Origin of the sequence: Caballeronia choica (assembly GCF_001544535.1) — a bacterium.
Taxonomy (GTDB): domain Bacteria; phylum Pseudomonadota; class Gammaproteobacteria; order Burkholderiales; family Burkholderiaceae; genus Caballeronia; species Caballeronia choica.
This window is the reverse complement of the sequence record NZ_FCON02000001.1, coordinates 105,385-117,674: the sequence shown is the minus strand read 5'-3', so window position 1 is coordinate 117,674 and position 12,290 is coordinate 105,385. Positions and strand designations below refer to the sequence as shown.

Below are 12,290 nucleotides of genomic sequence, written 5' to 3'. Positions count from 1 at the left end.
GATGGCGCGAATGACGCGCCGATAAAGCACGCGAGCCGGCAGCGCCGGCTCGCAGGTTACACCACCGCGACAACTCAGCGCGGACGGAATCCGTAGAGACCGCCGTCGTGAGTCTGCACGACGAGCGTATCGCCAGCGAGGACCGGCGCTGCCGTGATCGCGCTGCCATCGGTTTTCGTGCGGCCAATGAACTCGCCGTTTTCGGTCGAGAGGAAATGAACGTAGCCTTCGAAGTCGCCGACGACCACGGCGCGGCCCAGGATATACGGAACGCTGACCTGGCGGCTCTTCAGCTTGTCGTTCTTCCAGATCGGCGTGCCGTCCGCCGCACGGAACGCATTGACCACCGACCAGTCGTCGCCGGCCGCGACAGTCTGATCGTCCTGCGCGAGACCGCTGTCGCTCGAAAACGCCTTTTCCCAAACCGGCCGGCCCGAGTTCGCATCGAAGCAACCGAGGCGGCCCTGGAACGTCACCGCGCAAGTCTGTGCGCCGACGAGCGACGGAGCGCCCGTCACGTCGTTGATCCGCTCAACTTCCGTAACGCCTTTCGGGAACGATACCGGCGTCTGCCAGAAAGCGTCGCCGGTTTGCAGGTTGATCGCCGCGAACGTGCCGCCAGGGAAGCCGGCGAGCACCGCCTGATTGCCCGCGAACGTCATGCCCGCCGCGACGCGCAAGTTGAGCGGAACGGCGCGAACCTGGAAGATCCACTTCTGCTCGCCGGTCTGCGCGTTGAACGCGATGACCTTGCCGTCGATCGTGCGCACGACCACGAGATCGTTGCCGACGAGCGGCGGCGAGACGATTTCGCCCGGCGCGACCGCGGTCCAGATCTGTTTTCCGTCCGGCCCGAGCACATAGACCGAACCCTTCAGGCCGCCGACCGCCGTCAGGGTGCCGTCGCTGCCGACGCCCGCGGAGAGATCGTCGTCCAGTTTCGTGCGCCACACGTCCTGACCCGTCTTCGCATCGATCTTCACGACCGAGCCGTTGGCGCCGGCGGCATACACGGCGTCGCCGACGGCGATCGGCGTGAACAGATAGCGGCCGGCCTTGCCGACGCTCGCCTTCCACGCCTGCTCGACGTTCAGGACCGGCTTGATTTCCACGAGCGGCGTCGGTACGCGGCGTTCGTCCTTGGTGGCTGAGCACGCCGCGAGCAGGGCAGTCATCGCACAGGCAAGCGGGAGAGCGTAGCGTTTCAGAAAAGTCATCGGTGGACGCAGTATTGGGATTGGAAATTCGATTGATCGGCGTGGGCCGTGGGTCCGCTTGTCAGCGCGGGTCCCGCCGGCTTACAGAACGGCGATGTTTCGGCGAAGTTCAGCCGCCGATCGCGTCGAGCTTGAACTGGACGAGTTGACGCGCGGAGGTGTCGTTCTGCGGCAGCGTGTCGAGCGCCACCTTGTAGGCGGCACGGGCGTCGTCGCGTTTGCCCTGTGCCGCGAGCAGGTCACCCCGACGATCCGCCACCACGCCCTTGAACGCATCCAGCGGGGCATCGGCCAGCACTTTCAGGCCGGCATCGTAGGCTTTTTCGTCGAGCAGCACGAGCGACAAACGCAGTTTCGCGATCTGCTTGTACTCGTCGTCCTTCGCGTGATCGATGGCCCATTGCAACTGGGTCTTCGCGCCGGCGCTGTCGCCGGCCATGTAGAGCGCCTTCGCCGCGGCAAGCGCCGTCATCTGCGCGTACGCGGTGCCGCCGAACTTGTCCTCCATGTCGGAGGCAACGCGCGCGATCTTCGCCTTGTCGTTCGTGTTGACCGCCTGCTGAACCTGGTCGTAGAGCACGGCGGCTTCCGCCGCCTGGCGACGCTGCCAGTAATTCCAGCCATTGAAGCCCGCCGCGACCACGAGCACCGCGAGGACGATCCACGTCGTCGCGTTGCCCCATTTGGCCCACCAGTGCTTCAGGTTTTCCAGTGATTCTTGTTCGTCGTGATAGCTCATTGCCCAGCCGTTCCTTCCATGTCTTATCTGTTGCGTGCGCCGTGCCGGGTTGCTTGACCGGGCACCGCACACACGGCCGCTGCCTAAAAATTAATCAGCGCCGTCGTCGGCGGATGCAACCATCGCATTGATTAGAAATTCGGTCAAGTTTTCCAGCGGAACGTTCGACTGTTCATTCTTCTGCCCTTCTCGCTCCACCTTCCGCAACGGCTTGACGCCCGCCGTGCCTTGCGCGAGCTCGTCCTCGCCGAGAATCACGGCGAACGCGGCGCCGCTGGCGTCGGCTCTCTTCATCTGCGACTTGAAGCTGGCCGATGCGCCATCCGCGCTGCAGTGCAGGATCACGTCGAGGCCGGTGTCGCGCAAGCGTTCCGCGATGATGAACGCCTGTTCGGCTGCCGCTTCCCCCTGATGCACGACGTAGACGTCGGTACCTTCGGCTTCCGGAACGAGCTTTTCTTCCTTCAGCAATTCGAGAATCCGTTCGACGCCCATCGCCCAGCCGCACGCTTTCGTCGGCTTGCCGCCGAGTTGCTCGATCAGCGGGTCGTAACGTCCGCCGCCCGCAACCGTGCCCTGCGCGCCGAGCTTGTCGGTGACCCATTCGAACACGGTCAGGTTGTAGTAATCGAGCCCGCGCACCAGACGCGGATTGATCTTGAACGGAATGTTGTTCGCCTTCAGCAGACGCTGAACGCCTTCGAAGTGCGCACGCGATTCGTCGCCGAGGAAATCGACGAGCTTGGGCGCGTTCTGGGCGATCTCCTGCAGCGCCGGGTTCTTCGTGTCGAGCACACGCAGCGGATTCGTGTAGAGACGCCGCTTCGCTTCCTCGTCGAGCAGGTCGACGTGTTTTTCGAGGTACGCGATCAGCTCCTGGCGATGCGCCGCGCGCTCGTCGGCCTGCCCCAGCGAGTTCAGTTCGAGGCGAATCCCGGTCAGTCCCAGGTCGTCCCACAAACGCTGGCACATCATGATGATTTCTGCGTCGGCATCCGGTCCCGCGAAGCCGAGCGCTTCCACGCCGACCTGATGGAACTGCCGATACCGGCCACGCTGCGGCCGTTCGTGGCGGAACATCGGGCCGACGTACCACAGCCGCTTCGGGCCATCGTAGAGCAGGTTGTGTTCAATCGTCGCCCGCACGACGGCCGCCGTGTTCTCCGGGCGCATCGTCAGATGCTCGCCGTTGAGGGCGTCGGTGAAGCTGTACATTTCCTTCTCGACGATATCGGTCACTTCGCCGATGCCGCGCGTGAAAAGCTGCGTGTGCTCGACGATCGGCGTGCGGATGTTCTGATAGCCGTACGCACGCAGCATCGACTTGACCGTCGATTCGAAGAAGTCCCACAACGCGGCATCCTGCGGGAGGATGTCGTTCATGCCCTTCACGCCGCTCAGTTTCTCGAGCCGTTTCTTCTGTTCTGTCATCTTTGTTTAGAGTGATGCCGCGGCCGTTTCTTCGCGCTTGCCGTAGGTACGCGCGACGTAGTCGCTCACGATTTGCTGGAATTCCTGGGCGATATGCTCGCCGCGCAGCGTCTTGACCTTCACGCCGTCGACGAAAACGGGCGCCGCCGGATTCTCTCCCGAACCCGGCAGGCTGATGCCGATGTTCGCCTGTTTCGATTCGCCCGGACCGTTCACGATGCAGCCCATCACCGCGACGTGCATCTTCTCGACGCCGGGGTATTGATCACGCCAGACGGGCATTTCGTTGCGCAAATAAATCTGGATCTGCGATGCGAGTTCCTGGAACAGCGTGCTCGTCGTGCGTCCGCAGCCGGGGCACGCGATCACCATCGGCGTGAACGAGCGCAGGCCCATCGTCTGCAGGATCTCCTGGCCGACGACCACTTCACCGGTACGCGCGCCGCCCGGTTCCGGCGTGAGCGAGATGCGGATCGTGTCGCCGATGCCTTCCTGCAGCAGCACGGAAAGCGCCGCCGTCGACGCCACGATGCCCTTCGACCCCATGCCGGCTTCCGTGAGCCCGAGATGCAGCGCGAAGCTGCAGCGCTTCGCCAGTTCGCGATACACCGCGATCAGGTCCTGTACGCCGCTCACCTTGCACGACAGGATGATCTTGTCGCGCCCGAGGCCCAGTTCGACCGCCCGTTCCGCCGAGCCGATCGCCGATTGGATCAACGCCTCGTACATCACGCTTTGCGCGTCCCACGGTGCCGTGCGCGCGGCGTTTTCGTCCATCATGCGCGCGAGCAGGTCCTGGTCGAGACTGCCCCAGTTCACGCCGATCCGCACTGGTTTGTCGTAGCGCGCGGCGGCTTCGATCATCTGCGCGAACTGCGTGTCGCGCTTGGCGCCTTGCCCGACGTTGCCCGGGTTGATCCGGTACTTCGACAGCGCCTCGGCGCACGCCGGGTAATCGCGCAACAGCAGATGGCCGTTGTAATGGAAATCGCCGACGAGCGGCACCGTCACGCCCATGCGGTCGAGTTGCTCACGCACGTGCGGCACGGCGGCGGCGGCTTCCGGCGTGTTGACCGTGATGCGTACCAGTTCGGAACCGGCTTGTGCCAGATCCTTGACCTGAATCGCGGTGCCGATGGCGTCGGCCGTGTCGGTGTTCGTCATCGACTGGATGCGCACCGGCGCATCGCCGCCGATGGTCACGAGCTGGCCGCCCCAGCGGACGTCGACCGCGTGTGACGCGCGCCGCGTAATCGGACCGCCGAAAACCGGATCGGTCGAACAAATCTTGCTGCTGATCAGGGATTGAGCTTCAGATTGCATCGAAAAACCCTCGAGCGCCGCCGGCTACCCTGCGGTGACGCGTATGTGGAACAATCAAACCGACGCCGCCGGGATGACCGGCGGCGCTCTTGATTCGGCGCTTGCGCGCTTCGCTATGCGGCCCGCGGATCAGGGCACCGAAAAGCGTGCGACGTTACCTTTTGCCACCGCGTACTTGGCGGGGTCGACGGGTTCGTCGTCGAGCGTGAGCGATTCCATGCCTGCCCGATTGCCGATCGTCACTTTGAAAGGCGTCTCGCCTTCCACGCGCTGGGTGTTCCCGCCGCGAACGAGACCAGAGAATACTTCCTTGCCGTCTTTCTGGCGCACGCTGAGCCAGCTGTCCTGCTTCACCTTCAGTTCGAGCGCGTTCGAACCCGTGCCGGCGACGGCCGGCGCGGAAGCCGAAGCGTCCGCCGCGGCCGGAGGCGGCACGACCACGGGCGCCACGGCTGCGGCGCTCGCGCCCTGCACGCTCGCGATCGCCGACGACGATGCCGGCAAAGCATTGGTGCCAAGCGGGTGCGGCATCGGTTGCGTGCCGGCGGCGGGCGTGTCCGTCGGGGACGCTTCGCCCGTTTCGCCCGTGTTGCCCGCAGCCACTTCGTCGGGCGTCGCGACGGCCGACGCCGCGCTCGGTTCGTTGGCGCTCGACACCGCCGTGCCATTCGCGCTCGCCTTCAAGCGCGCGAGCCAGGCGGCCGAATCGCCGCCCGTGTGCCACATCGCGAGCGCGATCACCGCGACGATCACCGCGGCCACGCCCCACAGCCACGAACGCCGGCGACCGGCACTGTTCAGCGGAACCGACACGCGCGCGCGCGGCAATCCGCCGCCCGCCGATGCCGGCAGGGAGAGATTCTGTTCCAGCGGGCCGCTTGCGCGGCGCATCGCCTGCGTGAAAGGCGCCGGGTCCGCGCCGAGCATCTTCGCGTAGCTGCGCACGATACCCGCCGCGAACGTGCGGTCGGGCAAATGGCTCAGGTCGCCGGCTTCCAGCCCGCGCACTTTTTGCGGCGAAACCTTGAGTCGCGCCGATACGTCGTCGATCGACCAGCCCTTGGCCGTGCGCAACTGCGCGAGGCGCGCGCCGACGGCCACGATCGATTCCAAGCTCCCCGCCAGATTACCGCTCGAAGCCGTCGCGCCGGCCAAAGCCTCGCCGTCCGGCTGGTTGCCGGAATGACTGCCGGTTTGACTGCCGAAAGGCGTCGGGTGCTGCGGCTCACTCATGCCAAATTCCTCGCATCGATTCTTGTATTTGACGCTTCACAGCGCCGGGTTGCATACGCGATGTGCACGATACAACCCAGCCGCGTGTTGCAGACCGCTTTATAACAAAATGTGCGGCTTTCCGTGCCGCATCCGATCGCTTGCTTCGTTTTTCTTGCTTTTTTGCGCCGAAAACGCGGCTGACAGAGGCAAGCGCTTCACCATGCAAGCGCCCCCGCCGAAGAACGCGCGACCCTCAAACCGGCCGCACCTCGATCACTTTCGACTGCCGGCCCATGCGCTCGGCGAGCCGCGTGCGATCCTGCACGGCACCGGCGAGTTGTCCGCAGGCGGCGTCGATGTCGTCGCCGCGGGTCTTGCGCACCGTGGTCACGATGCCCGCGTCCATCAGGACCTGGGCGAAGCGCTTGATCTGGTCATTGCGCGAACGCGTGAGTCCGGATTCCGGGAACGGGTTGAACGGGATCAGGTTGAACTTGCACGGCACGTCGCGCGTGACGGCGAGCAGTTCGCGCGCGTGCGCTTCAGTGTCGTTCACACCGTCGAGCATGCAGTACTCGAACGTGATGAAATCGCGCGGCGCGACCAACAGGTAACGCTGACAAGCCGCCATCAGCTCGCGCAACGGATACTTCTTGTTGAGCGGCACGAGCATGTCGCGCAGCGGATCGTTCGGCGCGTGCAGCGACACCGCCAGCGCCACCGGCAAATCGGCTGCGAGGCGGTCCATCATCGGCACGACGCCCGACGTGGACAGCGTCACGCGGCGGCGCGAGAGGCCGTAGGCGTTGTCGTCGAGCATCAGGCGCATCGCGGGGACGACTGCGTCGTAATTGAGCAGCGGCTCGCCCATGCCCATCATCACGACGTTCGTCACGACGCGCTCGCCCTTGCCCGGCCCGCCGACGTCGCGTCCGAGCGACTTGCGCAGCGCGAATTCGGCCATCCGCAACTGGCCGATGATCTCGCCCGTCGTGAGATTGCGCGAAAAGCCCTGCTTGCCGGTCGAACAGAAGCGGCAATTGACGGCGCAGCCCGCCTGCGACGAGACGCACAGCGTGCCGCGATGTTCCTCGGGGATGAAAACGGTCTCGACCGCGTTGCTGTTGCCCACGTCGATCAGCCACTTGCGCGTGCCGTCGGTGGAAACGTGGTCGCGGACGATGTCAGGCATCGCCATGTTGGCGCGGCCCTTCAATTTTTCGCGCAGGGATTTTGCCAGGTCGGTCATGCCGTCGAAGTCGTCGGCGCCGTACTGGTGGATCCAGCGCTGCAACTGCTTGGCGCGAAACGGCTTTTCTCCCAGGCTGTCGCAGTACGCCACGAGCCCGGCGGCGTCGAGATCGAGAAGGTTGACGGTAGCGCTGCTCGTCATGTCGAATTCTGCCATTTCTGTCTTGAGCGAAGCCCGGGCAGACGCCCGGGGCCATTCGCGCCAATTCCTGCTGTCAATCTACTCCAAGGCCTCTTTCCGCGCATGCGGAGAATCGGCCGCGCAAATCGACCAGCGATTAGCGCGAGTAGACGTTCACTTCCGGGAAAAAGAACGCGATTTCCTGACGCGCGGTTTCCGCTGCGTCCGAGCCGTGCACGGCGTTCGCGTCGATGCTGTCGGCGAAGTCTGCGCGGATCGTGCCTTTGTCGGCCTTCTTCGGGTCCGTCGCGCCCATCAGGTCGCGGTTCTTGATGATTGCGTTCTCACCTTCCAGCGCCTGGATCATCACCGGGCCGGAGATCATGAATTCGACCAGATCCTTGAAGAACGGGCGCGCAGCGTGCACCGCGTAGAACTTTTCCGCGTCAGCGCGCGAGAGATGAACCATGCGAGCCGCAACAACCTTGAGGCCAGCGTTTTCGAAACGGCTGTAGATTTGGCCGATAACGTTCTTTGCCACTGCGTCCGGCTTGATAATCGACAGGGTGCGCTCGATCGCCATGAAAAACTCCCAAAAAATGAACGGGTTACGAATTTAAATGAATCGACAATTATAGCACGAAGACATGTATGATTGCGACTGGAACCTTACGGTATTGTAAGAATCAAACGATGCGTTACAGATGATGACGCCGCGGTGCAGCACCATTGAATTCGGTGCAAGATAGACCCATATTCGAACCGCATGCGACCGGCGGCCAGAAGCGCCGGCGCATCATACCCACCGCGTTTTACGGATGTCTTGTTTCGATACTCAAGGCAAAGGCAAGGAGAAACCATGAACGAATCACCCTACAGTTTTGGCCGAAACGGCACCGTCACGTCGGTCGAGACGCGCAACCGCGTGCTGCGCAACACCTACTGGCTGCTCGCGCTGTCGATGGTGCCGACGGTTCTCGGCGCGTGGGTCGGCGTCGCGACCGGCTTTTCGCTGTTCGCGGCCACCAGCCCGACGATGAGTTTCATCGCGTTCCTCGCGATCGCGTTCGGCTTCATGTTCGCCATCGAGAAGACGAAGGAAAGCAGCATCGGCGTGCTCGTGCTGCTCGGTTTCACGTTCTTCATGGGCCTGATGCTCTCGCGCCTGCTGAGCTTCATTCTCGGGTTCTCGAACGGGCCGCAACTCATCATGATGGCGTTCGGCGGGACCGGCGTCATTTTTGCCGCCATGGCAACCATCGCCACGGTCAGCAAGCGCGACTTCTCGGGCCTCGGCAAGTGGCTCTTCATGGGCGTGATGGTGATCCTGCTCGCGGCTTTCGCGAATATCTTCCTGCAACTGCCGGCCCTGATGCTGACGATCTCCGTGCTCGCGATCGTGATTTTCTCGGCCTACATGCTGTTCGACGTGCAGCGCGTCGTGAACGGCGGCGAGACGAACTACATCAGCGCCACGCTTGCGATCTACCTGGACCTCTACAACGTGTTCACGAACCTGCTGGCCCTGCTCGGCATTTTCGGCGGCAATCGCAACTGATCTGCGAGCCTCAAATGAAAACCGGCCCTTTTCAGGGCCGGTTTTTTTACGCCCGCGCACAAGGCGCCGCGCTCAATCCCGCTCGAACAGCGCGATCGATTCCACGTGCGACGTGTGCGGAAACATGTTCACCACGCCCGCGCCCTTCATCCGGTAGCCGGCTTCATGCACCAGCAGTCCGGCGTCGCGGGCGAGCGTCGCCGGGCTGCACGACACATAGACGATCCGCTTCGGCAACGGGCCGTCGCCGCTCTGCGCGATCTCCGCGAGCGCCTTGGACACCGCCAGCGCACCCTCGCGCGGCGGATCGATCAGGAATTTGTCGAACGCGCCGAGCGCGCGCAGGTCGTCGGCGGTGACTTCGAACAGATTGCGGCACGCAAACGACGTATGCGCATCGACGCCGTTCGCCTTCGCGTTTTCCAGCGCGCGCGCCGTCAGCGCTTCGCTGCCTTCGATCCCGACCACCTCGCGCGATACCCGCGCGAGCGGCAGCGTGAAATTACCGATGCCGCAAAACAAATCGAGCACGCGCTCCGTCTTCGACGGCGCCAGGAGACTCAACGCCCGGCTCACCAGCACCCGGTTGATCTGGTGGTTCACCTGCGTGAAGTCGGTCGGCTTGAACGGCATGCGGATATTGAATTCCGGCAGCGTGTAGGCCAGTTCCCGGTCGAGCGGATAGAACGGGTAGACGGTATCCGGCCCCTTCGGCTGCAGCCAGAACTGGACCCCGTGCTCATCGGCGAAGGTGCGCAGAAGCGCCTCGTCGGCTTCGGTGAGCGGCTCGAGAATGCGCAGGACGAGCGCCGTCACGTCCGATCCCACCGCGAGTTCGATCTGCGGCATGCGATCGCGGATCGACAAACCCGCCACCAGATGCCGCAGCGGCACGAGCATCGCGGAAACGTGCGGCGGCAGCACTTCGCAACTCGTCATGTCGGCGACAAAACTGCTCTTCCTTTCGTGAAAGCCGACCAGCACGCCGCCCTTCTTTTCCACGTGGCGAACGGTCAGGCGCGCGCGATACCGATAGCCCCACGACGGCCCGTGAATCGGCCGGAACATGGTTTCCGCGCGCAGCTTGCTCAGATGCTGCAGATTGTCTTCGAGCACGCGCTGCTTGACGGCGATTTGCGCGCGCATGTCGAGATGCTGCATCGAACAACCGCCGCAGATGCCGAAGTACTTGCACTTCGGTTTGGTGCGGATCACGCTTTCGCGCAGCACGGCGACGACCTGCGCCTGCTCGAAGCTCGGCTTCTTGCGATAGCTGGAATACGTCACGCGCTCACCCGGCAGCGCGCCTTCGACAAAAATCACCTTGCCCGGCTCGCCGTCTTCGTTGACCGTACGGCCGACGCCGCGCGCGTCCATGTCGAGCGAATCGATCTCGATGGCGGGCGCGACGAACGACGGATCGGTGACGACGGATTTGGCCGGCGCGGCGCGACGGCGATGCGAGGGTTTTCGAGCGGTTTCAGACACCTGCGGACTTCCTGGCTAACGTGGCAAAGGCGAGATTGTAGACGAACGTCGCAGCGTCACTTGCCGAACGCGGCCAGATACTCGGCCCAGTGCGGCGCCGGTTCGAGTGCGAGCGCGTTCTTCACGAGGTTGATTTCGTCGGCGTATTCGCCGGCCGAAAAACCGCCGCGCATCAGCTGGAAGCGACAGTACATCAGGTACGTGTTGACGACGTCCGTCTCGCAATAGGCGCGGATTTCGTCGATGCGGCCCGCGCAGTAGGCTTCCCACACCTTGCCGCCGTCCATCCCGAGCTTGCCGGGAAAGCCGCAGAGCTTCGCGAGCGCGTCGAGCGGCGCGTTCGCGCGCGCCTGATACATCGCGAGGACGTCCATCAGGTCGGTGTGGCGCGTGTGATAGCGGCTCAGGTAATTGTTGAACTTGAACTCGCGATCGTCCTGGCCGTTGTCCCAGTACCGCGACGCCGCGATGCCATGCACGAGCGCGCGGTAGTGCAGGACGGGCAGATCGAAACCGCCGCCGTTCCACGAGACGAGTTGCGGCGTGTATTTCTCGATCACGCGAAAAAACGACTGGATCAGCGCGGCTTCGGGGTCTTGCGGCGTGCCGAGCGAACGCACGCGGAAGCCGTTGTCGTCGCGAAACACGCACGAAATGGCGGCAACGCGCTGCAGATGGTGCGGCAGGAAATCGTTGCCGACCCGCTCGCGCCGCGCGGCGAAAGCGAATTCGGCAACTTCCGCGTCGGACAGGTCGGCGGGCAGATCTTCGAGACGGCGAATACCGTCGACATCGGGAATCGTCTCGATGTCGAAAACGAGGATGGGAGTCATCAAGTCTTAGAGCACGGCGTCCTTGCGAACGCCGTTGGAGGCAAAAAAGCGCTTGAGCCGCACGAGCGCCTCTTGCTGGATCTGGCGCACACGCTCCCGCGTGAGGCCCATTTCGTCGGCGAGTTCTTCGAGCGTGGCGGGCTCGATATGGTTCAGCCCGAAACGACGCTCGATCACGTGCCGGTGCTTGTCCGACAAGCGCGACAGCCACAGGCGCGTAAGCGTCTCGAGTTCACGATGCTGCACTTCCGCGTCGGGCGACTGGCTCTGGTCATCCGAAAGCAGGTCGAGCAGGCTCGAACCCGGATCGAGATCGAGTGGCGCGTCGAGCGACGCCGTGTGTTCGTTGAGCGCGAGAATGTCGGTGACTTCCTCGGGCGTCTTGCCGGTCAGATACGCGATGTCGTCGATGCTCGCGTCGCGGCGGTCGGGCGCGATCGCCGTGTTCGAGTTAGCGGAATTTTTTTCCAGATGGCGTTTCGCGCGCAGCACCTGGTTCAGTTCGCGAATCACATGCACCGGCAGGCGCACGGTGCGCGCCTGATTCATGATCGCCCGTTCGATGCTCTGCCGGATCCACCAGGTGGCGTAAGTCGAAAAGCGGAACCCGCGCGTCGGGTCGAATTTTTCGATCGCATGCATCAGGCCGAGATTGCCTTCCTCGATTAAATCGAGGAGCGGAACCCCGCGATTCAAATAACCCTTCGCGATACTCACGACGAGCCGCAAATTGCGCTCGATCATTACCTGGCGCGCTTCGAATTCCCCCGCTTTGGCGAGCCGCGAATAGCGCTGCTCTTCCTCGACGGTCAAAAGCGGCTTGACGCTGATTCGATTCAGATAATGCTGGATGGTATCGGCCGTGAGTTCGGCCTGAAGAATCGAGCGGAAATCGTCAGCGTCGGGCACGGAATCGTTTGCGGCGCCATTCGCGTCGTCTCCCGTGCCCTTCGAGCGTATCCCGCCTTCGTCGTCGGCTGGATCGATTTCGACGTCGACCGTCTCGATGTCGTCGTCATCACGGCTCGAAGCGCCTTCCTCCACCGACACTGGCATCGGTCGGCTGATCGTCTCAGTCTCGGCTTGCGGCGGGCGACGCTTCGGTTTAGGCATG

At 63.6% G+C, this 12,290-nt stretch carries 11 protein-coding genes; 1 reads left to right on the top strand and 10 read right to left on the bottom strand.

Annotated features, from left to right (window positions below; all coding sequences use genetic code 11):
* Positions 1-74 precede the first annotated feature (74 nt).
* The 7 genes from bamB to ndk form a co-directional block, all read right to left on the bottom strand.
* Positions 75-1,217: an outer membrane protein assembly factor BamB gene (gene bamB / locus AWB68_RS00510; protein WP_087642401.1), complete on the bottom strand. Its 1,143-nt coding sequence runs from the start codon at positions 1,215-1,217 to the stop codon at positions 75-77.
* A 109-nt stretch (positions 1,218-1,326) separates the two neighbouring features.
* Positions 1,327-1,956, bottom strand: a complete 630-nt coding sequence (locus AWB68_RS00505; RefSeq protein WP_087642400.1) for a tetratricopeptide repeat protein — start codon at positions 1,954-1,956, stop codon at positions 1,327-1,329.
* A gap of 90 nt (positions 1,957-2,046) precedes the next feature.
* Positions 2,047-3,387 carry a histidine--tRNA ligase gene (gene hisS / locus AWB68_RS00500; RefSeq protein ID WP_087642399.1) on the bottom strand — a complete coding sequence of 447 codons (1,341 nt, stop codon included), beginning with the start codon at positions 3,385-3,387 and terminating at the stop codon, positions 2,047-2,049.
* A 6-nt stretch (positions 3,388-3,393) separates the two neighbouring features.
* Entirely contained in the window at positions 3,394-4,710 is a 1,317-nt protein-coding gene (gene ispG, locus AWB68_RS00495) for a flavodoxin-dependent (E)-4-hydroxy-3-methylbut-2-enyl-diphosphate synthase (protein ID WP_087642398.1), read from the bottom strand.
* Between the two features lie 129 nt (positions 4,711-4,839).
* Positions 4,840-5,943, bottom strand: a complete 1,104-nt coding sequence (locus AWB68_RS00490; protein ID WP_087642397.1) for a helix-turn-helix domain-containing protein — start codon at positions 5,941-5,943, stop codon at positions 4,840-4,842.
* Between the two features lie 235 nt (positions 5,944-6,178).
* Positions 6,179-7,318 (bottom strand): dual-specificity RNA methyltransferase RlmN, encoded by a 1,140-nt coding sequence (gene rlmN, locus AWB68_RS00485; RefSeq protein WP_087642515.1) that lies wholly within the window; start codon positions 7,316-7,318, stop codon positions 6,179-6,181.
* 136 nt (positions 7,319-7,454) lie between these two features.
* Positions 7,455-7,880 carry a nucleoside-diphosphate kinase gene (gene ndk / locus AWB68_RS00480; RefSeq protein WP_087642396.1) on the bottom strand — a complete coding sequence of 142 codons (426 nt, stop codon included), beginning with the start codon at positions 7,878-7,880 and terminating at the stop codon, positions 7,455-7,457.
* A gap of 276 nt (positions 7,881-8,156) precedes the next feature.
* Here ndk and AWB68_RS00475 point away from each other — a divergent pair, with 276 nt between their 5' ends.
* Positions 8,157-8,855: a Bax inhibitor-1/YccA family protein gene (locus AWB68_RS00475; protein ID WP_087642395.1), complete on the top strand. Its 699-nt coding sequence runs from the start codon at positions 8,157-8,159 to the stop codon at positions 8,853-8,855.
* 72 nt (positions 8,856-8,927) lie between these two features.
* Here the strand turns inward: AWB68_RS00475 and rlmD are convergent, their stop codons facing one another.
* From rlmD to rpoS, 3 genes are all read right to left on the bottom strand, one after another.
* Positions 8,928-10,232: a 23S rRNA (uracil(1939)-C(5))-methyltransferase RlmD gene (gene rlmD, locus AWB68_RS00470; RefSeq protein ID WP_235028143.1), complete on the bottom strand. Its 1,305-nt coding sequence runs from the start codon at positions 10,230-10,232 to the stop codon at positions 8,928-8,930.
* A gap of 167 nt (positions 10,233-10,399) precedes the next feature.
* Positions 10,400-11,176, bottom strand: coding sequence for a 3'-5' exonuclease (locus AWB68_RS00465; RefSeq protein ID WP_087642393.1), 777 nt, complete (start codon positions 11,174-11,176; stop codon positions 10,400-10,402).
* A 6-nt stretch (positions 11,177-11,182) separates the two neighbouring features.
* On the bottom strand, positions 11,183-12,289 hold the full coding sequence (gene rpoS / locus AWB68_RS00460; RefSeq protein WP_087642392.1) for an RNA polymerase sigma factor RpoS: 1,107 nt from the start codon (positions 12,287-12,289) through the stop codon (positions 11,183-11,185).
* Position 12,290 lies beyond the last annotated feature (1 nt).